At 65.8% G+C, this 26,711-nt stretch carries 22 protein-coding genes and 1 tRNA gene; 19 read left to right on the plus strand and 4 right to left on the minus strand.

Annotated elements, in window-relative coordinates:
- Positions 1-11: 11 nt before the first annotated feature.
- Entirely contained in the window at positions 12-317 is a 306-nt protein-coding gene (gene yhbY, locus VG556_RS07185; protein ID WP_014646711.1) for a ribosome assembly RNA-binding protein YhbY, read from the minus strand.
- 65 nt (positions 318-382) lie between these two features.
- Here yhbY and rlmE point away from each other — a divergent pair, with 65 nt between their 5' ends.
- The 15 genes from rlmE (at position 383) to VG556_RS07260 (ending at position 15,604) form a co-directional block, all read left to right on the plus strand.
- Positions 383-1,015 (plus strand): 23S rRNA (uridine(2552)-2'-O)-methyltransferase RlmE, encoded by a 633-nt coding sequence (rlmE, locus tag VG556_RS07190; RefSeq protein ID WP_005409014.1) that lies wholly within the window; start codon positions 383-385, stop codon positions 1,013-1,015.
- 69 nt (positions 1,016-1,084) lie between these two features.
- Positions 1,085-3,019, plus strand: coding sequence for an ATP-dependent zinc metalloprotease FtsH (ftsH, locus tag VG556_RS07195; protein WP_005409015.1), 1,935 nt, complete (start codon positions 1,085-1,087; stop codon positions 3,017-3,019).
- Positions 3,020-3,118: 99 nt separating this feature from the next.
- On the plus strand, positions 3,119-3,304 hold the full coding sequence (locus tag VG556_RS07200; protein WP_014646713.1) for a hypothetical protein: 186 nt from the start codon (positions 3,119-3,121) through the stop codon (positions 3,302-3,304).
- Positions 3,305-3,761: 457 nt separating this feature from the next.
- A complete protein-coding gene (folP, locus tag VG556_RS07205) occupies positions 3,762-4,658 on the plus strand; it encodes a dihydropteroate synthase (RefSeq protein ID WP_049405700.1) in 897 nt (298 codons plus the stop codon).
- Positions 4,658-5,611: a tRNA (adenosine(37)-N6)-dimethylallyltransferase MiaA gene (miaA, locus tag VG556_RS07210; protein WP_049405702.1), complete on the plus strand. Its 954-nt coding sequence runs from the start codon at positions 4,658-4,660 to the stop codon at positions 5,609-5,611. Before folP ends, miaA begins: the two co-directional genes overlap by 1 nt.
- 96 nt (positions 5,612-5,707) lie before the next feature.
- Positions 5,708-5,983, plus strand: a complete 276-nt coding sequence (gene hfq / locus VG556_RS07215) for an RNA chaperone Hfq (protein ID WP_004152891.1) — start codon at positions 5,708-5,710, stop codon at positions 5,981-5,983.
- A 14-nt stretch (positions 5,984-5,997) separates the two neighbouring features.
- Positions 5,998-7,308 (plus strand): ribosome rescue GTPase HflX, encoded by a 1,311-nt coding sequence (gene hflX / locus VG556_RS07220; protein WP_049405705.1) that lies wholly within the window; start codon positions 5,998-6,000, stop codon positions 7,306-7,308.
- A 119-nt stretch (positions 7,309-7,427) separates the two neighbouring features.
- Entirely contained in the window at positions 7,428-7,922 is a 495-nt protein-coding gene (locus VG556_RS07225) for a CinA family protein (protein WP_005409020.1), read from the plus strand.
- Between the two features lie 34 nt (positions 7,923-7,956).
- The gene (gene ubiB / locus VG556_RS07230; RefSeq protein ID WP_049418894.1) at positions 7,957-9,639 is read left to right on the plus strand and encodes a 2-polyprenylphenol 6-hydroxylase; all 1,683 of its coding nucleotides are present in this window, start codon (positions 7,957-7,959) and stop codon (positions 9,637-9,639) included.
- Between the two features lie 205 nt (positions 9,640-9,844).
- Complete coding sequence (gene lexA, locus VG556_RS07235) at positions 9,845-10,480, plus strand: transcriptional repressor LexA (RefSeq protein ID WP_049405707.1); 636 nt, start codon at positions 9,845-9,847, stop codon at positions 10,478-10,480.
- 204 nt (positions 10,481-10,684) lie between these two features.
- Positions 10,685-11,722, plus strand: coding sequence for a recombinase RecA (gene recA / locus VG556_RS07240; protein ID WP_005412937.1), 1,038 nt, complete (start codon positions 10,685-10,687; stop codon positions 11,720-11,722).
- Between the two features lie 110 nt (positions 11,723-11,832).
- Entirely contained in the window at positions 11,833-12,324 is a 492-nt protein-coding gene (gene recX, locus VG556_RS07245; protein WP_005409024.1) for a recombination regulator RecX, read from the plus strand.
- Positions 12,325-12,433: 109 nt separating this feature from the next.
- The gene (alaS, locus tag VG556_RS07250) at positions 12,434-15,082 is read left to right on the plus strand and encodes an alanine--tRNA ligase (protein ID WP_014646721.1); all 2,649 of its coding nucleotides are present in this window, start codon (positions 12,434-12,436) and stop codon (positions 15,080-15,082) included.
- A 147-nt stretch (positions 15,083-15,229) separates the two neighbouring features.
- Positions 15,230-15,433 (plus strand): carbon storage regulator CsrA, encoded by a 204-nt coding sequence (gene csrA, locus VG556_RS07255; protein WP_004152909.1) that lies wholly within the window; start codon positions 15,230-15,232, stop codon positions 15,431-15,433.
- Positions 15,434-15,511: 78 nt separating this feature from the next.
- Positions 15,512-15,604 (plus strand) — tRNA-Ser (locus tag VG556_RS07260).
- Between the two features lie 59 nt (positions 15,605-15,663).
- On the opposite strand, the gene VG556_RS07265 is transcribed toward VG556_RS07260, so the two are convergent.
- Positions 15,664-17,994: a TonB-dependent receptor gene (locus VG556_RS07265; protein WP_111144279.1), complete on the minus strand. Its 2,331-nt coding sequence runs from the start codon at positions 17,992-17,994 to the stop codon at positions 15,664-15,666.
- A gap of 221 nt (positions 17,995-18,215) precedes the next feature.
- Here VG556_RS07265 and VG556_RS07270 point away from each other — a divergent pair, with 221 nt between their 5' ends.
- Positions 18,216-18,698, plus strand: coding sequence for a hypothetical protein (locus VG556_RS07270; RefSeq protein WP_014646723.1), 483 nt, complete (start codon positions 18,216-18,218; stop codon positions 18,696-18,698).
- A gap of 51 nt (positions 18,699-18,749) precedes the next feature.
- Here the strand turns inward: VG556_RS07270 and aceE are convergent, their stop codons facing one another.
- Together aceE and VG556_RS07280 are read right to left on the minus strand one after the other, a co-directional pair.
- Complete coding sequence (gene aceE / locus VG556_RS07275) at positions 18,750-21,425, minus strand: pyruvate dehydrogenase (acetyl-transferring), homodimeric type (protein WP_100449789.1); 2,676 nt, start codon at positions 21,423-21,425, stop codon at positions 18,750-18,752.
- Positions 21,426-21,664: 239 nt separating this feature from the next.
- Complete coding sequence (locus VG556_RS07280; RefSeq protein ID WP_100449790.1) at positions 21,665-22,063, minus strand: hypothetical protein; 399 nt, start codon at positions 22,061-22,063, stop codon at positions 21,665-21,667.
- 38 nt (positions 22,064-22,101) lie between these two features.
- Here VG556_RS07280 and VG556_RS07285 point away from each other — a divergent pair, with 38 nt between their 5' ends.
- The 3 genes from VG556_RS07285 (at position 22,102) to VG556_RS07295 (ending at position 26,711) form a co-directional block, all read left to right on the plus strand.
- Positions 22,102-22,617, plus strand: a complete 516-nt coding sequence (locus VG556_RS07285; RefSeq protein WP_005412945.1) for an RNA polymerase sigma factor — start codon at positions 22,102-22,104, stop codon at positions 22,615-22,617.
- Entirely contained in the window at positions 22,614-23,636 is a 1,023-nt protein-coding gene (locus tag VG556_RS07290) for a FecR family protein (RefSeq protein WP_100449791.1), read from the plus strand. The genes VG556_RS07285 and VG556_RS07290 overlap by 4 nt, the downstream gene beginning before the upstream one ends.
- A gap of 141 nt (positions 23,637-23,777) precedes the next feature.
- Positions 23,778-26,711 carry a TonB-dependent receptor gene (locus VG556_RS07295; protein ID WP_111144280.1) on the plus strand — a complete coding sequence of 978 codons (2,934 nt, stop codon included), beginning with the start codon at positions 23,778-23,780 and terminating at the stop codon, positions 26,709-26,711.

Genomic DNA, 26,711 nt, shown 5'->3' on the forward strand with positions numbered 1-26,711 from the left:
CGGTAGGACGATCAGCCGCGCGGCAGCACGATCTGGCGCTGTTCCTTGCTCGGGCGGTACAGCACCGCGACGTGGCCGATGCGTTGCACCAGCGCGCTTTCGGTGGCTTCGACGATCTCGCCGATCATCGCGTCACGGGCGTCGCGATCCTCTGCGGCGACCTTCACCTTGACCAGTTCGTGGCGCTCCAGCACTTCGTTCAGCTCAGCGATGAAGGCTGGGGTCACACCCTTGCCGCCGGTCTGCAGCAGGGCCTTCAGGTCGTGGGCTTGGCCGCGCAGGAAACGGGTCTGGGAGGCGGTCAGGGCGATGGACATGCAGGAAAACACGGTTGAATGGGACGATCAGGGTATCATGAGGACCCCATCAGCCCCTATTTTCAATGGCTACCCGCAGCAAAAGCAGCCAGCGCTGGCTCAAGGAACACTTCTCCGACCCCTTCGTGAAGAAGGCGCAGGCTGAGGGCATGCGCTCGCGCGCCGCCTACAAGCTCGAGGAGCTGCTCGAACGTGACCGCCTGCTGAAGCCGCACATGGTGGTGGTCGACCTTGGCGCGGCCCCCGGCGGCTGGTCTCAGCAGGTTCGGAGACAGATCGGGGACACCGGTCGTGTGCTGGCGCTGGACATCCTGGACATGCCGCCGCTGGCCGGCGTGGAGTTCCTTCATGGTGACTTCAGGGAAGAAGCCGTCCTATCGCAGTTTGAAGCCATGCTCGGGGATCAGCCGGTAGACCTTGTGCTGTCGGACATGGCCCCCAATAAGAGTGGTGTAGGCGCGGTCGACCAGCCGCGGATGATGCACCTGGCGGAGCTGGCCCTGGATTTTGCCGACAACCACCTGAAGACCGGTGGGGCGTTCCTGATCAAGCTGTTCCAGGGTGAGGGCTTTGACGACTACGTGCGCGACATGCGCCGCCGTTACGACAAGGTCTCCATCCGCAAGCCGGAGGCGTCGCGCAAGCGCTCTCCCGAGGTGTATGCCTTGGGTCAGGGAAAACGCGCCCACATGAAGTAAGCTCGCAACGTACGCAAGTTCGACCCCCACGCAACGCCAGCACTGAGAGGAACACCGGAGCCAATGAGGATGAACGACTTGACCAAGAACCTCCTGCTATGGGTGGTCGTCGCCGTCGTGCTGATGGTGGTCTTCCAGAGCTTCTCGCCGAAGTCCTCCGGGGCCGGCGCGCAGGGCGCGTCGTACTCGCAGTTCCTGGACCAGGTGGACAGCGGCAACGTGCAGAAGGTCGCCTTCGGCGGCGACATGCGCGGCGGCACCAGCCAGCTGACCTACACCACCCGCGGTGGGCAGTCGTCCACCATCACCGCGCCGTTCGATCGTGACCTGATCAACGTGCTGCGCACCAAGAACGTGGAGATCGTGCAGGAGGAGCCGTCCAGCGGCATTTCCCTGGGCGCGATCCTGATGAATTTCCTGCCGGTCATCCTGATCATCGGCTTCTGGTTGTTCATCATGCGCCAGATGCAGGGCGGCGGCGGCGGTGCCAAGGGCGCGATGTCCTTCGGCAAGTCGCGCGCCAAGCTGCAGGGCGAGGACCAGATCAAGGTCACCTTCGCCGACGTCGCCGGCTGCGACGAGGCCAAGGAAGAAGTGGGTGAGCTGGTCGACTTCCTGCGCGACCCGTCCAAGTTCACCAAGCTGGGCGGCAAGATTCCGCGCGGCGTGCTGATGGTGGGCCCGCCGGGCACCGGCAAGACGCTGCTGGCCAAGGCCATTGCCGGCGAAGCCAAGGTGCCGTTCTTCTCGATCTCCGGTTCGGACTTCGTGGAAATGTTCGTCGGCGTGGGTGCCAGCCGCGTGCGTGACATGTTCGAGCAGGCCAAGAAGCACGCCCCGTGCATCATCTTCATCGACGAAATCGACGCCGTCGGTCGCCACCGTGGCGCAGGCCTGGGCGGTGGTCATGACGAGCGCGAGCAGACCCTGAACCAGCTGCTGGTCGAGATGGATGGTTTTGAAGGCGGCGAAGGCGTGATCGTGATCGCGGCGACCAACCGTCCGGACGTGCTGGATCCGGCGCTGCTGCGTCCGGGCCGTTTCGATCGCCAGGTGGTGGTCGGCCTGCCGGACGTGAAGGGCCGCGAGCACATCCTGAAGGTCCACATGCGCAAGCTGCCGCTGGCCGACGACGTCGAGCCGATGGTGATCGCACGTGGTACCCCGGGCTTCTCCGGCGCCGACCTGGCCAACCTCTGCAACGAGGCGGCCCTGTTCGCCGCGCGCGGCAACGAGAAGGAAGTCCGCATGGACCACTTCGACCGTGCCCGCGACAAGATCCTGATGGGTGCCGAGCGCCGCTCGATGGCCATGAGCGAGGACGAGAAGACCCTGACCGCGTACCACGAAGCGGGTCACGCCATCGTCGGCCGCCTGGTGCCCGAGCACGATCCGGTCTACAAGGTCACCATCATTCCGCGCGGCCGTGCGCTGGGCGTGACGATGTACCTGCCGGAAGGCGACAAGTACTCGATGAACCGCGTGGCGATCCAGTCGCAGCTGTGCTCCCTGTACGGCGGCCGTGTCGCCGAAGAGCTCATCTTCGGCGAGGACAAGGTCACCACCGGCGCCTCCAACGACATCGAGCGCGCAACCAAGATGGCCCGCAACATGGTCACCAAGTGGGGCCTGTCGGAGCAGCTCGGCCCGATCGCCTATGGCGAAGAGGACGACGAGGTGTTCCTGGGGCGTTCGGTCACCCAGCACAAGAGCGTGTCCAACGACACGGCGCGCCGGATCGACGAGGAAGTGCGCAACATCCTCGACAAGGCCTATGCCCGCACCACCCAGCTGTTGACCGAGAACATCGACAAGCTGCATGCGATGTCGCAGCTGCTGCTGCAGTACGAGACCATCGACGCACCGCAGATCGACGCCATCATGGAAGGCCGCGATCCGCCGCCGCCGGCGGGCTGGAGCAAGTCGAACAAGGACGGTGGCAACGACAAGGGCGGCGACGCCCGCCCGCTGCCGCCGATCGCAGGCCCGGCCGAATCGCATTGACGGCCCGCTGCACGTAACACCAGACGAGGCCGGGGAAACCCGGCCTTGTCGTTTCCGGGCCTTCGGCCCCTTCCGAACCGAACTGATGCTGGAGCCTGCATGTCCGCCCCGAAGCCTGAACCGATTTCCCACACCGCCGAAATGATCATCGCCACCGTGGTCGGCGTGGGCGTAGGGCTGGGCGCCGACAACCTGCTGCTGGGCTGCGTGGTGGGGATCGGTGTCGGCATCGTGCTGAGCATCGCCAGAACCCTGTACGTGGACCGCAAGCGTCGGCGGCGTTGACGGCGCCGCGGCAGGGCTGCGCCCTGCACCCGCGGTAGTGCCGGCCGCTGGCCGGCAACCTCAGCAGCAACAGCAACAGCAACATTCCGTGGGTTGGCGGGGCGGTGTCGGAGTGCGGGGACGCCGTGAACCCATCCATGGGGGCTTGGCAGCCGCATCCATACGGCTGACACCCCGCCCTCCGACACCGCCCCACCTCTGACAGATTCCGGCCGCTGTTGGCAGGTGTCGACCTTGGTCGACACGGTAGATCCACGCCATGCGTGGATGAATCTCTGCCAGATATCGAATCAATTCGGGGTCAGATCCGTTTTCCGTAGGAAAACGGATCTGACCCCACGCCATCCCTCAGTACACCTGCTGTTGCTCCGGCTGTTGCTGTAGCCCGGGCCTCTGCGGGTGCAGGGCGCCGCCCTGCCGAACTAAACTACCCGCCGTCGTCCCTGCAGGATTGCCCATGTTCGATACCTCGCCCCAGCTCGATTGCGCCGGCCGCATCCTGCGCCTCGACCGTGCCCGGGTCATGGGCATCGTCAACGTCACCCCGGACTCCTTCTCCGATGGCGGCGCGCATGACACCACCGAGGCTGCGGTCGCCCATGGCCTGAAGCTGGTCGAGGAGGGCGCCGACCTGCTCGATATCGGCGGCGAATCGACCCGTCCGGGCGCTGCGCCGGTCTCGGTCGAGGAGGAGCTGCGCCGGGTGATTCCGGTAATCGAGCAGCTGGCCGCCCGCACCCGGGTGCCGATCAGCATCGATACCTTCAAGCCGGAGGTGATGCGCGCGGCGGTGGCCGCTGGCGCTGGCATGATCAACGACATCTTCGCCCTGCGCCAGGGCGGTGCGCTTGAAGCTGCCGCCGAAACCGGCGTGCCGGTGGTGCTGATGCACATGCAGGGCGAGCCGGGCCACATGCAGGCCGATCCGCACTACGACGACGTGGTCGCCGAGGTGCACGGGTTCCTGGTGCAGCGCCTGTTCGCTGCCGAGATGGCGGGCATTGCGAAGAAGAACCTGCTGATCGACCTTGGTTTTGGCTTCGGCAAGAGCACCGCCCACAACATGACCCTGCTGGCGCGTTCGGAGCGCTTCCTGGAACTGGGGGTGCCGGTGCTGGCCGGCCTGTCACGCAAGCGCAGCCTGGGAGAACTCACTGGCCGCGACACGCCCTCCGAACGCGTGGCGGCTTCGGTGGCCGCGCACCTGATCGCGGTCCAACGTGGCGCGCGCATCGTGCGCGTGCATGACGTGGCGGCCACCGTCGATGCGCTGAAGATCTGGCAGGCAGTGGAGGCCGTGCCGACGCCCCGTGCCGACGCTGCGCCGACGATCCGCTGGCCGGACGAAGACTGATGGGCGTCGATCGGCGGCCGCTGGCGATCGCCGTGATGGGGCCGACCGCCAGTGGCAAGACCGCCACCGCAATCGCTTTGGCACAGCAACTGGACGGCGAAATCGTCAGCGTCGATTCGGCGCTGGTATACCGCCACCTGGACATCGGCTCGGCCAAGCCTGATGCGGCCGAGCGTGCGCAGGCGCCGCACCATCTGCTGGACCTGCGCGATCCGTGGCAGACCTACTCGGCGGCCGAGTTCGCCGCCGATGCCGGCCGGGTCGTGGCCGACATCGTGGCACGCGGCAAAACGCCGATCCTGGCAGGTGGCACGGGGCTGTACTTCCGGGCCCTGCTGCAGGGCCTGTCGCCGATGCCGGAGGCCGACCCGGTGATGCGCGAAGCACTCAGCACCGAGGCGGCCGAGCGGGGCTGGGCGGCATTGCACGCAGAGCTGGCCGAGGTCGATCCGGCCGCCGCGGCACGCATCCATGCCACCGACCCGCAACGCATCCAGCGGGCACTGGAGGTCTATCGCCTGACCGGTACGCCCATCACTGAATGGCAGCGCCGTCCGGGCGTAGCGCGGCTGCCGGTGCGCACCCTCAAGCTGATCCTGGCCCCGCGTGACCGCGTGGTACTGCACCAGCGCATCGAGGCGCGCTTCGACACCATGCTGGCGCAGGGCTTCCTGGACGAAGTGCGGGCACTGCGCGCGATGCCGGAAATGGCCGCCGTGGAGGCCCCGTTGGACCTGCCGGCGGTGCGTGCGGTCGGCTATCGCCAGGCCTGGGAGTACCTGGACGGGGAGGGGGATGCCGCCCGTTTCCGTGACAAGGCGATCTTCGCCACCCGCCAGCTGGCCAAGCGCCAGCTGACGTGGCTGCGCGGCGAGCTTGATGCGCGCTGGTTCGACCCCCATATCGACCAGGAGCGCCTTGCCGGCGCGGTGTCGGCCTTCGTCGCACGCTGAACCCCCGCCAGCCGTGTAACATCATCGGTCGGCGGGCGGCTCGGGGGCCGTGGCAACCGTCGGCAACCCAATAAGAACAATAATCAGGAGTGTGCAATGTCCAAGGGGCAATCGCTGCAGGATCCTTTCTTGAACGCACTGCGGCGCGAGCGCGTGCCGGTTTCGGTGTACCTGGTGAACGGCATCAAGCTGCAGGGCACGATCGAGTCGTTCGACCAGTTCGTGGTCCTGCTGCGCAACACGGTCAGTCAGATGGTCTACAAGCACGCCATTTCCACGGTGGTTCCGGCACGCAACGTGAAGGTCGGTCCGGGCGGTGGTTACGTGCAGTCGGGTGAAGGTGGTCAGGCAGGTGATGAAGCAGACGAGTAATACCGGAGCGGTGAATGTTTGACCGCTCGAAAAAGGGCGAACACGCCCTGTTGATCCAGCCCCATTTCGGCAAGCTGGAAGACGATGTGCTGGAAGAGTTCGGTGATCTGGCCCGCTCGGCTGGGGCCAGCATCGCCGCGACGATCACCGCGCGCCTGGACCGTCCGAATCCGTCAACCCTGATCGGCAGCGGCAAGCTGGACGAGATCAAGGCCGCGGCCGATGCCAGTGGCGCCGACCTGATCCTGGTCAACCATGCGCTGAGCCCGGGTCAGGAGCGCAACCTGGAACGCTTCCTCGAGCGCCGGGTGATCGACCGCACCGGTCTGATCCTGGACATCTTTGCCCAGCGTGCACACAGCCACGAGGGCAAGCTGCAGGTCGAGCTGGCGCAGCTGCGTCACTTGGCTACGCGATTGGTTCGCGGCTGGACCCACCTGGAGCGCCAGCGCGGCGGTTCGATCGGCCTGCGTGGCCCGGGTGAAACCCAGCTGGAAACCGACCGCCGCCTGTTGCAGAAGCGGGTCGAGCAGCTGCAGAAGCGCCTGGAGAAGGTTGAAGTGCAGCGCACCCAGATGCGCCGTGCGCGTGTGCGCAGCGAGCTGCCGCGCGTGGCCCTGGTGGGCTACACCAACGCCGGCAAATCGACCCTGTTCAACGCCATGACCGGCGCCGAGGCCTATGCCGCCGACCAGCTGTTCGCCACGCTGGATCCGACCGTGCGCCGCATCGCGGTCCCGGGCGGCAGCGTGGTGCTGGCCGACACCGTCGGTTTCGTCCGCGACCTGCCGCATGATCTGGTCGCCGCGTTCCGCTCGACGCTGTCCGAGGCACGCGAGGCCGATTTCCTGCTGCATGTGGTCGACGCCGCCGATCCGCACCGCGAGGAGCGCATCGCCCAGGTGGACGAGGTGCTGACCGCGGTCGGTGCCGGTGACCTGCCGCAGCTGCTGGTGTTCAACAAGATCGACCGCATCGACGGCGCCGACGTCCGCCACGATGGCCAGGATGGCGTGCCCGACGAGTCGCGTCGTGAACGTGTCTGGATTTCCGCGCGTGACGGGCAGGGCCTTGAGCTGCTGCAGGCAGTGCTGGGCAAGCGCCTTGGCCTGCAGCACGTGACCGGTGAATTGCGCCTGCCGCCGGATGCCGGCCGCCTGCGTGCGCGCCTGCACCAGCTGGAAGTGATCCGCAGCGAACAGGCCGATGAAGAGGGCTGGCTGCTGCAGGTGGACCTGCCGATTGCCGAAGCCGAGAAGCTGGCCGCCAGTGCCGATGGCGCGCCGATCCGGGCGCTGCTGCCGGAGAAACTGCCGGAGTGGTGAGCTAGCGGCCCATGGCTGGTGGTGCCGGCCGCTGGCCGGCAACGCAATCGTGCCGGAGGGGCGCGACATCCGGCTGTCATCTGCGGTACAACGGGGTTCTTCACCCCACCGTCATGCCGATGTCCATCCCCACCGACGCCGATCTCAATGCCCAGTCCGCCGCGCTCGGGCAGCGCCTGCAACAGGCCTCGCTGCAGCTGGTCACGGCCGAAAGCTGCAGTGGCGGCTGGATCGCCAAGTGCATGACCGACATCGCCGGTTCTTCGGCGTTCTTCGACTGCGGCATGGTGGTCTACAGCTATGAAGCCAAGCAGCGCCTGCTGGGCGTGCGTGCGCAGACGCTGGAACAGTTCGGCGCGGTCAGTCGCGAAACCGTTCTGGAGATGGTGTCCGGTGCGCTGGTCAATTCCGGTGCCGGCATCGCCGTGGCGGTGACCGGTATCGCCGGCCCCGGCGGTGGCAGTCCGGACAAGCCAGTCGGCAGTGTCTGGATCGGCTGGAAGCGCCGCGGTGGCTACGCCCGCGCCGAGCTGTTCCAGTTCGATGGCGACCGCGAAGCCATCCGCCGGCAAACCGTGGCGGCGGCATTGCGCGGTATCGACGCCCAGCTGTGACATGCTGCTCCGGTAACCGTCCGGAGCACGCATGATGTGGGAAACGCTGGGCACGGTCCGTGACCTGGGCCGACTGCAGGAAATCGCCGTTGTCCTGATCCGCTACGGCTTCGGCGACGTGGTTCGGCGCATCGGCCTGGCCAGCACGCTGGAGCGGGCAGGGCGCCTGTTGCACTGGAACGAGGACCGGCAGGAACTGCTGCGGATGACCGCACCGGTGCGCGTGCGCAGTGCGATGCAGGATCTTGGCCCGACCTTCGTCAAGCTTGGCCAGGTGCTGGCAACGCGCGTCGACCTGTTGCCGCCGGAGTGGATTGCCGAGCTGTCCGAACTGCAGAACGCGGTGCCGGCCCTGCCGTACGCCGAGATCCGCGGGCAGCTCGAAGCCGACCTGGGCGCGTCGCCGGCGGAGGTATTCGCCTTCCTTGACGAAACCCCGATGGCCGCCGCCTCGCTGGCGCAGGCCCATCGCGCCCGGCTGCACGATGGTCGTGAGGTGGTGCTGAAGGTGCGGCGTCCCGGCATCCGCGACGTGGTCGAGGCCGACCTGCGGCTGCTGGCGCGGCTGGCCGAGATCGTCGAGGCCCGGTTGCCGGACCTGCGTCGCTATCGCCCGGCCGAGGTCGTGCAGCAGTTCACCGTATCGCTGCGCCGTGAGCTGGATTTTGCCGCCGAATGCCGCAATGCCGAACGCATCGCGCGCCACTTCAGCGGCCGTGACGACATACTGATTCCGAAGGTGCACTGGCAGTGGACCTGCGAGAGCCTGAACGTGCAGGACTTCGTCGACGGCATTCCCGGCCGCGATCTGGCCGGCGTCGATGCGGCGGGCCTGGACCGGCGCGAGCTGGCGCGGCGTGGTGCCGGCATCGTGCTGAAGATGGTGCTGGAGGACGGCAGCTTCCACGCCGATCCACACCCCGGCAACATCATCTACCTGCGTGACGGCCGCATCGGCGTGATCGATTTCGGCATGGTCGGCGCGCTGTCCGAAGTGCGCCGCTTCCAGGTCGCGCAACTGCTGCACGGCCTGGTCGAGCAGGACCCGCAGGGCGTGGCCGACGTGCTGCTGGACTGGGCCGGCGGCGTGGAAGTGGACGAGAACCGGCTGCAGCACGACATCAGCCAGTTCGTCGACCAGTACCGTGGCGTGCCGCTGAAGGACCTGCGCATCGGCCTGATGCTGGGCGACATCACCCAGCTGCTGCGCAGCTACAGCCTGACCCTGCCGGCCGACCTGGCACTGATGATCAAGGCCTTCCTGACCCTGGAAGGCATGGGCCGGCAGCTGGATCCGGATTTCGACATGGCCAGCGCCGCCCGCCCGTTCCTGGAGCGTGTGGTGCTGCAGCGTTATGCGCCCAGGGCGCTGCTCAAGCGCGGCCGGCGCAGCCTGTTGGGCCTGGTCGACTTCGCTGGCGAGTTGCCGCGCGACCTGCGCAAGCTGGTCCAGGCGGCGCGCCGTGGGCGCCTCCAGCTGAAGGTGGAGACCACCGCGCTGCAGGGCTTTGGCGAGCAGGTGAACCGGGCCGCGAACCGACTGGTGGTGGGCGTGATCACGGCCGCGCTGATCATCGGCTCGTCGATCGTGATGCACAGCGTCGGCGGGGTTTCCAGCCGCTGGTTGCTGGCGCTGGGCGTGTGCGGATTCATCGGCGCCGGCTTCTGCGGCGTATGGATCCTGGTTTCGATATGGAGAAGCGGCAAGCACACCTAGTGTGCTTGCCGCAGCGGTTCCCGCTGGGAACCGCGGAATCGCACAGCGATTCCTGTAGAGCCGACTGCCAGTCGGCTGCATTTGCTTTTGCCCGCCGGCCGGGCGTTCGCGCGCTTGCCAAGCGTGCCTCGGCCCAACAGGCACGCACCATCCCGTATCGCCCCGGCACTTGCAGTCGCGCATATTAGTAGTAATACTACTAACCATGGACCTGACCGACACCCAGCACGCGATCCTGCAGTTGATCGCCGAGCGTATCGAGAGCGAAGGCGCACCGCCGTCGCAGGCTGAAATCGCACGCGCATTCGGCTTCAAGGGCGTGCGCGCGGCCCAGTACCACCTGGAAGCCCTGGAGCAGGCCGGTGCGATCCGTCGCATCCCGGGTCAGGCCCGCGGCATCCGCCTGGTGCAGGCACCGCCGGTCGAGAAGCTGGCCGAGCCGGGCCTGGCCGACAGCGTGCTGCGGCTGCCGGTGCTGGGCCGGGTTGCGGCCGGCCTGCCGATCGGTGCCGACATCGGCTCGGACGATTTCGTGGTGCTGGACCGGGTGTTCTTCTCGCCGGCGCCGGACTACCTGCTGAAGGTGCAGGGCGACTCGATGATCGATGAGGGCATCTTCGACGGTGACCTGATCGGCGTGCACCGCACCCGCGACGCCCATTCCGGGCAGATCGTGGTGGCCCGCATCGATGACGAGATCACGGTCAAGCTGCTGAAGATCGCCAAGGATCGCATCCGCCTGCTGCCGCGCAATCCCGACTACAAGCCGATCGAGGTGCTGCCGGATCAGGACTTCGCGATCGAGGGCCTCTATTGCGGCCTGTTGCGGCCCAACCGTTGACCCGTTCCGTAGCGCATTACCCCGCGGTCTTTTGTGGCGATTCTCTGGTTCCACTGAGGTTGGTACGGATGTCCGATAATTCTTTTCAGAGCGCCGGGCAGAATCTCAGCCTGTGCGATACGTCCGACTTAAAGTGAGCCCATGGCAAAGAAGACCCCCAAAGACAGCACCTCCAACGACACGACCTCTGCAAGGACCAATCCGATGGACGAGAACAAGAAGCGCGCCCTCGCTGCAGCTCTGGGCCAGATCGAAAAGCAGTTCGGCAAGGGCTCGGTGATGCGCATGGGCGACCGCGTGGTCGAGCCCGTCGAAGCCATCCCGACCGGTTCGCTGATGCTCGACATCGCGCTGGGCATTGGTGGTCTGCCAAAGGGCCGTGTCGTTGAGATCTACGGGCCGGAATCCTCGGGCAAGACCACCTTGACCCTGCAGGCCATCGCCGAATGCCAGAAGATGGGCGGCACCGCGGCCTTCATCGACGCCGAGCACGCGCTGGACCCGATCTACGCCGCCAAGCTGGGCGTGAACGTGGACGACCTGCTGCTGTCGCAGCCGGACACCGGTGAGCAGGCGCTGGAAATCGCCGACATGCTGGTCCGTTCGGGTTCGGTGGACATCCTGGTGATCGACTCGGTTGCCGCGCTGACCCCGAAGGCCGAAATCGAAGGCGAGATGGGCGACCAGCTGCCAGGCCTGCAGGCCCGCCTGATGAGCCAGGCGCTGCGCAAGCTGACCGGCAACATCAAGCGCTCCAACACCCTGGTGATCTTCATCAACCAGCTGCGCATGAAGATCGGCGTGATGATGCCGGGCCAGAGCCCGGAAACCACCACCGGTGGCAACGCGCTCAAGTTCTACGCCTCGGTCCGCCTGGACATCCGCCGTATCGGCGCGATCAAGAAGGGTGACGAGATCATCGGTAACCAGACCAAGATCAAGGTCGTCAAGAACAAGCTGGCGCCTCCGTTCAAGCAGGTCATCACCGAAATCCTGTATGGCGAAGGCATCAGCCGTGAAGGCGAGCTGATCGACATGGGTGTGGATGCCAAGCTGGTGGAGAAGGCTGGCGCCTGGTACAGCTACGGTGAAGAACGCATTGGCCAGGGCAAGGACAACGCCCGCGGCTACCTGCGCGACAACCCGACTGTCGCCGCCAAGCTCGAGGCCGAGCTGCGCGAGAAATTCCAGCCGGCCGAAGCGGCCCGCGAGGAAGGCGACGACGAAGGCGAAGACGAATAAGGCTTGCTGTGGGGCAGGGTGGCGCCGTCAGTGACGTCGCCCTGTCCCGCAGGTTCGAATCGCCCAGGGATGGGCTGGGCGCCACGGATGGCGCCACCCTTGGAGTACCCATGTCCGACGCCGAAGACATTCCGACCGGCCGCAAGCGCCGGCCTCGTGAGCAGACCCCCGTGCAACGGGCGTTGGGCCTGCTGGTCCGCCGCGAGCACTCGCGCAAGGAACTCACCCGCAAGCTGACGGCCCGTGGCATCGAAGACGAAGCCGCGCAGGCCGCTGTCGCCAAGTTGACCGAGGCCGGCTGGCAGGACGACACCCGTTTTGCCGAGAACCTGGTGAGGATGCGCGCCAACACCGGTTATGGGCCGATCCATGTCCGCGCCGAGCTGGGGACCCATGGCCTGGACAGTGCCGCGATTGCCGCAGCGATGGACAGCTACGAAGGCGACTGGCAGGAAAACGCCCGTGATCTGGTCCGCCGACGCTTTGGCGAGGCCGGCCCGCAGGACCTGACGCAGCGGCGCAAGGCTGCCGATCTGCTGGCCCGGCGGGGCTTCGACGGCGACAGCATCCGCCGCGCGACCCGCTACGACCCGGATGACTGAGACTGGCGGCGCCGGGCCTGATACCCTTTAGGTTTTCGGCGGTCCCTCGCGACCCTGGCCAACGCGGCCGGTGGTCCGGGTCCGCCGGCCCGCAGACTGCCAGCCCCCAATGAACGCATCCGCCAAATTCACGACATCCCAGATCCGCAGCGACTTCCTTGAATTCTTCAAGGGTAAAGGCCACACCATCGTGCCGTCGGCGCCGCTGGTGCCGGGCAATGATCCTACCCTGCTGTTCACCAACTCCGGCATGGTGCAGTTCAAGGACGTGTTCCTTGGCGCGGAAAAGCGCAGCTACGTGCGCGCGGCCGACGTGCAGCGCTGCCTGCGCGCGGGCGGCAAGCACAACGACCTCGACCAGGTCGGCTACACCGCGCGCCACCACACCTTCTTCGAAATGCTGGGCAACTGGTCGTTCGGCGACTACTTCAAGAAGGACGCGATCGCCTGGGCCTGGGAGCTGCTGACCCAGGTCTGGAAGCTGCCGGCCGAACGCCTGCTGGTCACCGTGTACCAGACCGACGACGAAGCCTACGAACTGTGGCGCGACATGGTCGGCGTTCCGGAAGAGCGCATCGTACGCATCGGCGACAACAAGGGCGCGCCGTTCGCTTCGGACAACTTCTGGCAGATGGCCGACACCGGCCCGTGCGGCCCGTGCACCGAGATCTTCTACGACCACGGTGATCATATTGCCGGTGGTCCCCCGGGTTCCCCGGACGAAGACGGCGACCGTTTCATCGAGATCTGGAACCTGGTGTTCATGCAGTTCGACCGCCAGCCCGACGGCACCCTGGTGCCGCTGCCGGCGCCGTGCGTGGATACCGGCATGGGCCTGGAGCGCCTGGCGGCGATCCTGCAGCACGTGCACACCAACTATGAGATCGACCTGTTCCAGGCGCTGATCCGCAAGGCTTCCGAGCTGACCGGCACCGCCGACCTGGAGAACAAGTCGCTGCGCGTGATTGCCGACCACATCCGTGCCTGTTCGTTCCTGATCGTCGATGGCGTGCTGCCGTCCAACGAAGGCCGCGGTTACGTGCTGCGCCGTATCATCCGCCGCGCCCTGCGCCATGGCTGGATGCTGGGTGTGCGCCAGCCGTTCTTCAGCAAGCTGGTGCCGACCCTGGTCGAGCAGATGGGCGAGGCCTATCCAGAGCTGCCGGCGGCGGTGGACACCGTCACCCGTGCGCTGCAGGCCGAAGAAGAGCGTTTCGCCGAAACCCTCGACGCCGGCATGAAGATCTTCGAGGACGTGGCCGGCAAGGCCAGCAATGGCGTGATCCCGGGCGTTGACGCGTTCCGCCTGTACGACACTTATGGCTTCCCGCTCGACCTGACCCAGGACATCGCGCGCGAGCGCGACCTGACCGTCGACATCGCCGGCTTCGATGCCGCGATGGAACAGCAGCGCGAAACCGCACGGGCGGCCGGCAAGTTCGGCGGCGGCGTGACCCTGCCGGCCGAGCTGGTGGCAACGCTGAGCCCGACCCTGTTCCTGGGCTATGACCGCCTGCAGGCCGACGGCCTGAGCGTGCTGGCCCTGCTCAAGGACGGTCGTCCGGTGCAGTCGGCCGATGCCGGTGATTCGGTCATCGTCATCACCAACCAGACCCCGTTCTATGCCGAATCCGGCGGCCAGGTCGGTGACACCGGCGTGCTGGCCGGCAACGGCGTGCGCCTGGCGGTGGAGGACACCCAGAAGTTCGCCGGCCAGTTCCATGGCCACGTCGGCACCTTGTCCGAAGGCGGCCTGAAGGTCGGCGATGTACTGTCCGGCCAGGTCGATGGCGAGCGCCGTGGCGCCACCATCCTCAACCACTCGGCCACCCACCTGCTGCACGCCGCGCTGCGCGAAGTGCTGGGCACCCACGTGCAGCAGAAGGGCTCGCTGGTCGCGCCGGACCGCCTGCGTTTCGACTTCTCGCACTTCCAGCCGATCAGCGCGGAAGAGCTGGCGGTGATCGAGCGCAAGGTCAACCAGCAGGTGCGTGCCAACAACGCCGCTGAAGTGCACACCATGGCCATGCAGGAAGCGCTGGACTTCGGCGCGATGGCCCTGTTCGGCGAGAAGTACGGTGAGCACGTGCGCGTGCTGAAGATGGGTGACTACTCCACCGAGCTGTGCGGTGGCACCCACGTCAACCGTACCGGCGACATCGGTCTGTTCAAGATCACCTCCGAGGGCGGTGTTTCCGCCGGCGTGCGCCGCATCGAGGCGGTTACCGGCCAGGGCGCCCTGGACTACGTGGACGCCGAAGAGGCCCGCCTGGCCGAGGCCGCTGAACTGCTCGGTGGCAGCGCTGCCGACGTGGTCGAGAAGATCCGTGCCCTCGGCCAGCGCCAGAAGCAGCTGGAACGCGAACTGGAGGCCGTGAAGGCCAAGGTCGCGGCCGGTGCCACGGCCGACCTGTCCGGTCAGGCTGTCGAGGTCGCCGGCGTGAAGGTGCTGGCTGCCCGCCTGGAGGGCTTCGACGCCAAGGCCCTGCGTGACGCCATGGACCGCCTGAAGCAGCAGCTGGGCGACGCGGTGATCGTGCTGGCCGGTGCCCAGGACGGCAAGGCCGCCCTGGTCGCGGGTGTGAACGGCAGCGCAATGGGCAAAGTCAAGGCCGGGGAACTGTTGTCCCATATCGCCGGTCAGATCGGGGGCAAGGGCGGCGGACGCCCGGACCTCGCCCAGGGTGGTGGCGAGGACGGGCCCGCCCTTGCCACTGCGCTGGCTGCAGTCGTCGAATGGGTCAGCCCCCGCCTGTGATGAACCTGGCCGTCCCCCTCCTTGTAGGAGCGGGACGGCTGACGGTACCATTGCGAATCTTTTCCCTTTGTCGTGGTAGCGCTTCTTGACGGAGCGTCAAGCCGGTGGGGGATACCCTTCCACACGGTTCCATGGAGACTTACAAAAATGTTGATCCTGACTCGCCGCGTCGGCGAAACCCTGATGATCGGTGACTCGGTGAGCGTCACCGTGCTTGGCGTCAAGGGTAACCAGGTGCGTATCGGCATCACTGCGCCGAAGGACGTCGCTGTGCATCGCGAAGAGATCTACCAGCGCATCCAGCGTGGTGATGAAGCCGGTGGCACCGGTAGCGAAAATTCTGCCGAATAACGCTTTACCTTCGCACTCGATTAACGTTATGATTCACGCCCCGCTGAGGTGCAACGCACCAGACGCGGAGAATACCCCGGAGTGATGCCCGAGTGGCCGAAGGGGCTCCCCTGCTAAGGGAGTATAGGGTCAAAAGCTCTATCGAGGGTTCGAATCCCTCTCACTCCGCCAGATACAAAGAAGCGCCTGCAGATCCTCGATCTGCAGGCGTTTTTCTTTATGGCCGGCCTTCAGAGCCGTATCGTCACGCCGACCTGGAAGCCCCGCCCCGGCAGGGGCGCGATGTACTTCAGCGGCGAGTTGTGCGGCCGCGCTTCTTCATTGAGCAGGTTGCTGCCATTGACGAACACTTCCACGCCTGCGATGTAGCTGTTGCGCACTGGAAGTTCGCGGCTGACCTGCAGGTCGACCAGGTTGAATGCGTCGAGCGGAATTTCCTCACTGACATTGCGACCCAGGTACTTCTGCGCGTCGTAGTAGGTGCTGGACAGTTGTGCCTTCCAGCCTTCGCGCTGCCACTGCAGGTTGGCGCCGTAGCGGTTGGTCGGCATGTTCGGCAGATACTCGCCGTCGTTGTGGGCGCGCAGCGAATCCGGGTGGTCGGCCTTGTTCTTCACCAGGTCGGCGAAGGCGGAGACGTTCAACGTGCCATAGCGGCCCAGGTCCAATGCCTGCGACGCGTCGATCTCGAAGCCCTTCACCGTGGTGTCGGTCTGCTTCCAGTACTTCAGCGGCAGGCGGTTGGCGGTCTGCAGGCCGGAATAGCCGAGATAGAGGTAGTTCTCGTACCGCATCCGGTACGCGGTGGCGGACAGCTCGAAACCGCCGAGGTGGAACAGGCCGGTCAGTTCCAGGTTCTTCGCACGCTCCGGTTCCAGGTTCTGGTTGCCTTCTTCCTGTGTCATCACCGAATAGTGCGCGTTGCTGGCATACAGCTCGTTGATCTCCGGGGCGCGCTGTGAGGATGAGTAACGGACCTTGGCCGCGAACAAGGGGCCGAGCTCGACGTACGAGCCGAGGCTGTAGCTGTTGAGCCGGTAGTCGCGGTCCTGCAGTTTCGTGTTGGCGGCATTGCGCGCGGTCTTGAAGCGGCTGGGCTGTAGTGCGTGGTCGACCCGTTCGTGGCGTACGCCAGCATCGAAGGTAACCCAGCCGACGTCCACCGTTTCCTTCAGGAATACCGCATTGCTGCGGGTGTCCACGTCCGGCAGGTAGCGCTGCGAGCCGCTGCCGGTGACATCACGCGACTGGTGGCTGAAACCGACCAGGCCGCTGAGCGGGCCGACGCGTTGATGGCTGAGCAGCAACTCGGCCTGGGTGCTCTCGAAATCGTAGTCGTTTGCCCTGGTGGTACCCAGCCGCTCGCCTGAAGTGTTGTCCAGTCTGGACACGCGGAGTTCCGCGCGCTCGAACCACGGCAGCGGATCACGCAGCAGGGCTTCCAGCGCGTAGCGCTGCTGCTTGATCACCACGCCCACCGGCAGGCTATCGGCATGGTTGGAACCGAACGACAGGTTCTGCATCGAGAAGCCCGGCACGCCGTACTCGCTGTCCTTGGCATCGATGCTGACACCGACGTAGCCGCGGTCAAAGAACAGGGTCGAGCCGAAGGCCACCTGCGAGTTGCGCGCATGGCTGTTGCCCAGCCGATGATGGTAGTCGGGCGTCACATCATTGTTGATCTGCTTCTGCACGTATGACGGCGTGCCGGCGACATAGGCAGGATTGACCGGGTTGATATAAGTGCGGCGCTGCCAGACCGAGGTCGGGTTATTGGTGTAGAACGAGAATTCACCATCGGCCCAGTCAGGATTCTCGGTCATGAACTGATCGATGTAAGGCTGCGAGGCCTTGTTGTAGATCTGCTGTACGCGTGCTTCCTTCTGGCAGCTGTCGGCCAGCGCCGAGTTGACGCCGCCGGTCGGCGGGAACAGTCGGGTGTTGCAGACACGGGCCTTGCTGTTGCCGGGGATGTCGTAGTGCGAGATGCGCTGGCGCGAGACCTGCAGGTTGGTCGAGAGGTTGCGCTGGTTGTTGAAGTTCATGCGGAAGCCCTGCGCATCGGCGGCATTGAAGCCCTTGCGCAGGACCAGTTCCATCGACTGGTCCTTGTCTTCCATGCTGCGCGAGATCAGGCCCGAATCGATCTCGACGCTGCCGCCGATCGCATTGCCGCCATAGCGCACCGTGTCCGAGGACTTGTTGACGGTGACGCTGCGCACGAACAGTGGATCGAACGGAATGTTGATGTCGCCGCTGATCGCGTTCATGCCGAGGATGGACTGGCCGTCCTGCAGGATCTGCACGCGGTTGCCGCTGAGGCTGCGGATGACCGGGGCGCCCGCGTTCGGCCCGAAAGCACTGTTCTGCACGCCGGAGACGTGTTCGAGCAGGCCGCCGAGGGTGCGGTTCTGCGCCTGCGGATTGTCGACGGTGACCCGGCTGTCGATGCGCGAGGGCTGGGAGGCCTGGACCTGGAGGGTGGGGAGGGTGGGTTCGTCCGCGGCCTGGGCGGTGTGGACGGCGAACAGAATGGCAGCAGCAAGCAGGTGGCGACGCATGGCAGGACTCGTGAAGGCGAAGTGAAATGTTATAACGTAACTCCTTGTATCGGCAAGGACGGATGAGACCTTGCCGCCAGACCGAAATCGCGGGGGCGCGAATGAGGTTGCCGCGTGTTCAGCGCCCCGCCTTGCGCCGGGCGCCGATGCTGTGCACGATCCGAGGCGCTGCGCCCCACAACGCGTCACGCAGAATCTTCTTCACTGGAACGGAGCAACGTATGAAGCTGTTGTCCGCTGTGTTGTTGTCTGCGCTTTCACTCCCCGCCGTTCCGGCGCTGGCAGTGGAGACTTCGCCTTCCCCCCTGCTGGGGCGCTGGTCGCTGGATATCGCCACGTCTGCGCTACCCGAAGCGCAGCGCCCGAAGCACGTGGTGCTCGAGTTCAAGGACGCCGGTGGTGGCCGCTGGAGCTCGCACGTGGACATCGTCCTGCACGACGGCAAGACCATGAAATCCGACGGCACGCTGGCCCTGGATGGCACGCCCGGCGCCCTGTCCGGCACCTATGGCGCGGACAAGGCCAACCTGAAACTGCCTGCACCGAACACGCTGGTGATGCAGCTGGTGGACCATGGCACGCCGGCCTCCACCCGCATCTACACCGTGGCGGATGACCAGGCGACGATGACCGAGACCAAGGCGTTCTACGGTCATGACGGTACGCCGATCCTGCAGACCAACTTGTTCAAGCGCATGCCGTAGCGATGCTGCATTCACCACGCCCGCAGGGCAGGCGTGGTGAATGCAACGGCCCTACACGGCGGCGGCAGGATCGCGCTTGCCGGTGTCGATGCCGTACTTGTCGATCGCGTCCTGCATCCGCGAGCGTTCGATGCGGCCTTCGTCGGCCAGCGACTTCAGGGCCGCCAGTACGATGAAGTGGCGATCCACTTCGAAGAATGTGCGCAGCGATTCACGCGTGTCGGAGCGGCCGAAGCCATCGGTGCCCAATGCGGTGAAGCGGCGGTCGTTGATGAAGGGACGGATCTGGTCGCCGACGATCTTCATGTAGTCGGTGGCCACCACCACCGGGCCTTCATGACCCTGCAGGCATTGCTGCACGTAGGGCACGCGCGGTTCTTCGGCCGGATGCAGCAGGTTCCAGCGCTCGGCGGACAGCCCGTCGCGGCGCAGTTCGGTCAGGCTGGTCGCGCTCCACACATCGCTGGCGATGCCGAAGTCCTGCTGCAGCAGGTCTGCCGCGGCTTCCACTTCGCGCAGGATCGAGCCGCTGCCCATCAGCTGCACGCGTGGCTGCAAGGCGTTGTCGGCGGCTGCCGGATGCAGCAGGTACAGGCCCTTCAGGATGCCGGCTTCGGTGCCTTCGGGCAGTGCCGGCTGCGGGTAGTTCTCGTTGAGTACGGTGATGTAGTAGTAGATGTCTTCCTGGTCGACATACATGCGGCGCAGGCCGTCGTGGATGATCACCGCCAGTTCGTAGTTGTAGGTCGGGTCGTAGGACACGCAGCTCGGAATCACCGACGACAGCACGTGGCTGTGGCCGTCATCGTGCTGCAGGCCTTCGCCCATCAGCGTGGTGCGGCCCGACGTGGCACCGAGCAGGAAGCCGCGGGTACGCGCGTCGGCAGCGGCCCAGGCCAGGTCACCGACGCGCTGCAGGCCGAACATCGAATAGAAGATGTAGAACGGAATCGTGGCCAGGCCGTGGTTGCTGTAGGCAGTGCCGGCGGCGATCCATGAACAGATCGCACCGGATTCGTTGATGCCTTCCTGCAGGATCTGACCGTCCTTGGCTTCCTTGTAATAGCTCAGCTGGCCGGCATCCTGCGGGGTGTACAGCTGGCCCAGGTAGGAGTGGATGCCGATCTGGCGGAACAGGCCTTCCATGCCGAAGGTGCGCGATTCATCGGGCACGATCGGAATCACCAGCTTGCCCAGATCCGGGTCCTTCAGCAGGCTGGTGAGGATGCGCACGAAGCCCATGGTGGTGGACTGGCCGCGATCGCCACTGCCCTGCAGCTGGGTGTTGAAGATCGACAGCGGCGGCAGCGGCAGCGGATCCACCTTGGCCAGGCGCGCCGGCAGCTGCCCACCCTGGATGCGGCGGCGTTCGGCGAAGTAGGCGGCCTCGGCGCTGCCGGGTTCCGGGCGCAGATAGGGCATTTCCTCCAGCTGGTCGTCGCTGACCGGCAGGTTGAAGCGGTCACGGAAGGCGCGTACTGCATCGGCGCTCATCTTCTTCAGCTGGTGGTTGATGTTCTGGCCTTCGCCGGCTTCGCCCATGCCGAAACCCTTGACCGTCTTGGCCAGGATCACCGTCGGCCGGCTGCGGGTGTTCACCGCCTGCTGGTAGGCGGCGTACACCTTCTGCGGATCGTGGCCACCACGTGCCAGCGCCCAGATGTCGTCGTCGCTCATGTGCGCGACCAGCTCCAGCAGCTCGGGGTAACGGCCGAAGAAATGCTCGCGCACGTAGGCGCCGCTCTGCGACTTGAAGGTCTGGTAGTCGCCATCCACGCATTCCATCATGCGCTGGCGCAGCAGGCCGCTGTGGTCGCGGGCCAGCAGGTCGTCCCAGCCACTGCCCCAGATCAGCTTGATCACGTTCCAGCCGGCCGCGCGGAACGTGCCTTCCAGTTCCTGGATGACCTTGGCGTTGCCGCGTACCGGACCGTCCAGGCGCTGCAGGTTGCAGTTGACCACGAACACGATGTTGTCCAGCCGCTCGCGGCCGGCCAGGGAAATCGCCGCCAGCGATTCGGGCTGGTCCATCTCGCCGTCGCCGAGGAAGGCCCAGACCTTGCGGTCCTGGTGCTGCTTCAGGCCGCGGTACTCGAGGTAGCGCATGTAGCGCGCCTGGTAGGCGGCGGTCAGCGGGCCCAGCCCCATCGACACGGTGGGGAACTGCCAGAACTCCGGCATCAATCGCGGGTGCGGATACGAGGACAGGCCTTCGCGACCGGCTTCGCGGCGGAAGTTGTCCATGCGCGCTGGATCGATGCGGCCTTCCACGTACGCGCGGCCGTAGATCCCCGGCGCGGAGTGGCCCTGGATGTAGATCATGTCGCCGTCGAAGGTGCCGGTACGGCCACGGAAGAAATGATCGAAGCCCACGTCGTACAGGACAGCCGCCGACTGGTAGGTGGCGATGTGGCCGCCGACGTTGGAGTGCTTGCCGGCGCGCAGCACCATCACCATCGCATTCCAGCGGATCATCGCGTTCAGGCGGCGCTCGATGGCCAGGTCGCCCGGGTAGGCCGGCTGGCGCTCCGGCGGGATGGTGTTGACGTAGGCGGTCCACGCGCGCGCATGCAGGTCGCCGTGCCGCTGCGCATCCAGCTCGCTGAGCTGGTCGATCAGGTAATGCGCGCGTGGCCGGCCACCGGCCTGCATCACCGCCTCCAGTGATTCCCGCCACTCCCGCGTTTCCAGCGGGTCGGTATCGAAGGGGGTCAGGGCTTGGTTCATGAGTGTCTCCAGAGGGCGCCGGCTCTGCCTGGGCGACAACACCGGCAGGGCGCACGGCACTGGAGCGGGGTCGCAACGGCGGGCGCCGTGACGCGAAGGGCGACCGTGGCGGCCACCGGGGAGGCAAGCGTAGGCCTGCCTCCCGCGCTTCGGTAGGCGGGCGGGGCTTGGGTCTCTGGCAAGCAAGGGTTGGTGCCGCGCGCCGTATCATGGGCCGATGCGCTGGGCGCGGCCGCTGATCAGGCCGGGGACAGCCCCGGCAGGAACACCGGGATGATCGCCACGCCGACGCCCAGCAGGCACCAGGCGACGATGGGCAACCAGCGCGCCAGGCGTTGGGCGGGTTCCGGTGCACGACGACCGCCGATCCACAACAGCAGCGTGAGCGCACCCAGCGCATAGGCGAGGACGACGATCACCGGATGCACATGGATGACCCGGCTGGGCGGCCACATCTGCTGCTGGTAGGCGGTGGTGTGGGCGACCAGCAGCAGGAACAGCAGGCTGCTGAGGGTGTTGATGGCGGTGCGTGCGTTGATGGGAGCACTCCTTGTGCGGGCTGCCGGGACATTGCAGGGGCCGCATTCTAGCGGCTGCCTGCCGGTCGTTGAAACGCCACTGTCATCGATGGCGGTCACCCTGCGTGGCTTTCCAGCCTCGGGGTGGTTGGCCGGCCGTGAACAGCGTGAGGATCTGGGAGAAGAGCTACGCGCTGCGGCGCCGGCTGCTGCGTGGCTTCTTCCTGCGTCGCGGTTCGGCCAGCGAGGATGCCGAAGACCTGGCGCAGGAGGTCTACCTGCGCCTGCTGCGCAGCACCGGCGAGGATGCCGATGCGGTCGAGAACCCGGAAGCCTACCTGTTCACCGTGGCGGCCAACCTGGCGCGCGAGCATGCGCGCGCGCGGTCGTCGCTGCCGCCGCTGGAAGACGTCGACCTGCTGGCCGAAGTGCTGAAAAGCGAAGAAGACATCGAAGGCGAATTCGAGCGTGCGCAGCGCTGGAACGACATCCGCAGCACCATCGCACGACTGCCGGCGACCACGCGGCGGGTGATGGAGCTGCATTACCGCGACGGGCTGGACTGCCCGCGAATCAGCCAGCAGCTGCAGGTGTCGGTGCACATGGTGCGCAAGCACATCGGCAAGGGGCTGGAGGCATGCAGGAAGGCGCTGGGCGCCAGGGAGCTCACATGAACCGGACCTCATCGCCCGTGGCCGACGACACGATCGCCTGCGAGGCCATGACCTGGTTCCTGCGCAATCGCGAGGGGCCATTGGATGAGGCCGGGCGCCTCGCGTTCCTGGACTGGATGAAGCGCTCGCCGGAGCACGTGCGCGCCTACATGCACGCCCTTGCGTTGCACCGGCAGGTGGGCGAGGCGCTGCAATCGCCGTTGCCTGACGACGCGGCGGTTCCACCGCGGCAGGTCGCCGCCAAGGTGGTACCGCTGTTCGGTAGCGTGCACGCGCCGCCGCGCGCTGTGCCGCGTCGCGGTCGTGCGCGCTGGTGGGTGGCGGCTGCCGCAGCCTGCATCGCCCTGCTCGGCGTGGGCCTGGTTCCGCAGCTGATGCCCACCGAACAGCTGTACAGCGCCGACCACGGTGAACTGCGTGACCTGGTGCTGCCTGACCGGACACAGGTGCGGCTCAACGCGGACAGCCGCCTGCGGGTACGCATGGGCTGGTTCAGTCGCAAGGCGGAACTGCTGCAGGGCGAGGCGACGTTCGACATCGCACGCGACCGCCGCCCCTTCGAGGTGCAGGTGAACGGCCTGGAGATCAGGGACATCGGCACAGTCTTCGACGTGTCGCGACGGCTGCAGAGCACGCGCATCGGTGTGGTTTCCGGCGAGGTCGAGGTCTGGAGCCAAGGCGCGGGTGCCCGCCGCCTGGCCCAGTTGGGGCAGGGCCGGGTAGTGCAGGTCGACGCGCGCAGCCATGCGGTGGAGTCCTTGGACATGCCACTGTCGATGCTGCTGGACTGGCAGCAGCGCAAAGTGTCCTTCCTTGACGAGCGCTTGGACGAAGTGGCTGCTGCCTTCAACCGGCACAACCAGGTGCAGGTGCGCGTGCTGGACGAGGGCGCGGCATCGGCACGGTTGTCCGGCAGCCTCGATGCGCATCGCATCGGTGCGCTGCAGGCCTTCCTCGAACGTGACCCGCGCTTCGTGGTGAGCCGCGAGGGCGACACAGTGCGGGTTGGCAGCCGCTGAGGCCGAGGTGGCCGTGGACTGTCAGAAAAAATTCATTGAATCCGCGTTCTCCACTTTGGTGGATGCGGGCTCTTACTTGGGAGAAGCCGCTGCCGATCCGCGCAGCGGCGCCTGCTGCCTTCTCTCTTCCAAGGACCCGTGATGCGCAACACGCTCTACCTGTCGATCATCCTCGCCCTGTCTCCCGGCAGCATGCCATTGGCCTTCGCCGCCGCCGCCGATGGCCTGGAGGCGCGTGTGTCCACGCCGATCGCGGCACAGCCGTTGGCGCGTGCACTGGAGCAGTTGTCACGCAGTTCCGGGGTGCAGTTCCTGTACTCGGCCGATGGCGATGCCCGCATGGCCGGTGCGGTGCCGCGCGGTGCCACCGTCAGGCAGGCGCTGGATGCACTGCTGGCCGGTACCGGCCTGGGCTACACCGTGGTGGATGGCAATGTCATCGCCATCGATCCGGCACCGGTACGCAACGCGCCAAAGCCCGGCGCACCGAAGCCGCGCGAGGCCGAGGCGGTGGTGGCGCCGACCCTGGACACGGTGAAGGTGATTGCCGCGCACGAGGTGATCGACCAGAAGAAGACCTCACCGGTGATCAAGGATTCGGTGGTCTACGACGAAATGGACAGCTACGGCGACGAGACCCTGGCCGAGAGCCTGATGGCCGCTCCAGGGCTGAGTGCGGTGGAGGATGCCGGCGAGCCACGTTATGTGACCGTGCGCGGCGTGCAGGCCAACCTCAACTACACCACCATCGATGGCATCGCGATTGCCAGCGTGGGTGGCAGTGGCTCCGGCGAACGCATGAACAACCTGCAGCTGATTCCCAGCGACATCGGCACCCGTACCGACATCTACAAGAGCTTCAGTGCGGAGCAGGCACCGGATGCGATCGGCGGCGTGATCGACATCATCAGCCGCAGTGCCTTCGACCGGTCCGGCAAGTACGTGTTTGCCGACGTGGCATGTATCTATTCCACGGCCGAGACCAACGTCGAGCGCAGCGCTGGCGGCAACCACGAAACCCTGGGCCACTTCGGCAAGAGCGCCAAGATGGTGTTCTCCAACCAGTTCGGCGCCGGGCAGGAGTTCGGCATCGTTGCGGTGGCACGCTATGAGCAGCGTTCGCGCAACAGCGTCAAGCGCTGGGTGGAGTCGAACTACTACTACAACGACGCCGGCAAGTACCTCACCGACGGCACCACCGGGCCGGATGAGGCCAAGGGTTGGAACGGGCTGCGTGCGCCCGGCAATTTCAGCACCGGCACCTACACCAACTTCATCACCAACTTCGGCGGCTCGGCCAAGCTGGAATGGAAGCCGTCGGACGATCCGTTCTACGCATCGCTGCTGCTGTACTCGTACCGGTTCTACGAGAACTCGACGATGAACAAGACCGACCTGTACGGCAACGCCAAGTTTCCGATCCGCAATCAGACCGAGGACAGCGGCACCACCCAGATCAACAGCATCTACATCAAGAACCGACACGACCGATGGGACCGCAGCAACCGCGGCGCCATCGCCAGCTTCAACTGGGACATCGGCGACCGTTCGCGGCTGACCCTGCGCGGCGGCCATACCGAAGAGACTTTCCACAACAACCAGGTCTACTGGGGTGTGCGCGCCTACCCAAGCAGCCTGTTCGTCGACTACGAGAACGACAGCCACGGTTTCCCCAACGCGGTGGCGGTGTCCGATTCCAGCCTGTTGACCAGCTCGGCGTTCAAGCTCAATCCGGCGCAGGCTTATGTCTCCCCGCGCGATGCCAAGGAGAGCATCGACAACCTGCGCGCCGACTTCAGCTACAACATCGATGCCGACGCGCGCGGCTTCGGCCTGGCTGCCGGCGCCGAGTACCGCCACCTGAAGATCTGGCAGGACATCGACTTCGACTATTTCAAGAGCAGTGCCACGCTCAACGACTACCTGTATCCGGGTTCGACGCTGCTGGGCAGCGTGCCGGGCTTCCCGCTGATCGACAACCGCAAGTGGAACGAGCAACTGCTACCGAAACTGGGCAACAACAATGCGGCGTATCCGAATGCCAACTTCACCAGTGACTATAAGTACGTAGAGGACATCACCAATGCGTATGTGTCCACGCACTACGCCTGGGACCGGCTGCTGCTGATCGGCGGCCTGCGCTATGACCACACCCGCTTCGATGCGTACAGCCCGTTCAGCGATGATGGCGGCACCACCTATACCTCTGCCTTCCGCAACACGAGCGGTGGCTACAACAACCTGCTGCCCTCGTTGAATGCGACGTTCAAGCTGAGCGAGGACCAGCGCCTGCGCTTCTCCGCCAGCCGCACGCTGGGCCGGCCGACGCCGAGCAACATTGCCCAGGCCACCAGCACCAGCTGTGGCGATGACGAGGAGGGCAGGGGCTTCTGCACCATCAAGCAGGGCAATGCGAACCTGCAGCCGCGCCGTTCCACCAACATCGACCTTGCATGGGACCTGTACTTCAACGGCAACAACGGCCTGGTCTCGGTGGCGTTGTTCGACAAGGTAATCAAGGACGACATCTACACCCTGACCACCTTCGAGAACGTGGGCGATACCCGTTACCGGGTGACCCAGCCGATGAACACCGATGAGTCCAGGCTGCGCGGCGTCGAGTTCGCGGTGGCCAACCGCAACCTGCGATGGGGCCGCCAGCGCTTCGACATGTACTTCAACGCCACGCGGCTGGAAGGCAGGACCAACTACCGCATCACCGATGGCACCGAGCGACGCCTGGACCGCCTGCTGTACCAGCCGGACTGGTCGCTCAATGGTTCGGTGATCTGGCGCATGCCGTGGAAGAACTCGCAACTGCGCCTGTCCGGAACCTACCGCAGCCGGATGCTGGTCGACTTCGGCGATACCCAGTGGCTGGACTCGTACTACGACCCTTACATGACCTTCAACATGGCCTTCAGCCACAAGGTCAGCAGGCACGTGACGCTGAAGTACGAAGCCAAGAACCTGTTCAACACCCAGCCGACCTACAGCACCGGCCCGAACGGGCGCTTCCGTACCGAGATCGACGACTACGGCCGCTTCTTCTACTTCCACATCATCTACAACTGA

It is taken from the genome of Stenotrophomonas sp. CASM106 (genome assembly GCF_049384825.1).
Classification (GTDB): Bacteria; Pseudomonadota; Gammaproteobacteria; order Xanthomonadales; family Xanthomonadaceae; genus Stenotrophomonas; species Stenotrophomonas muris.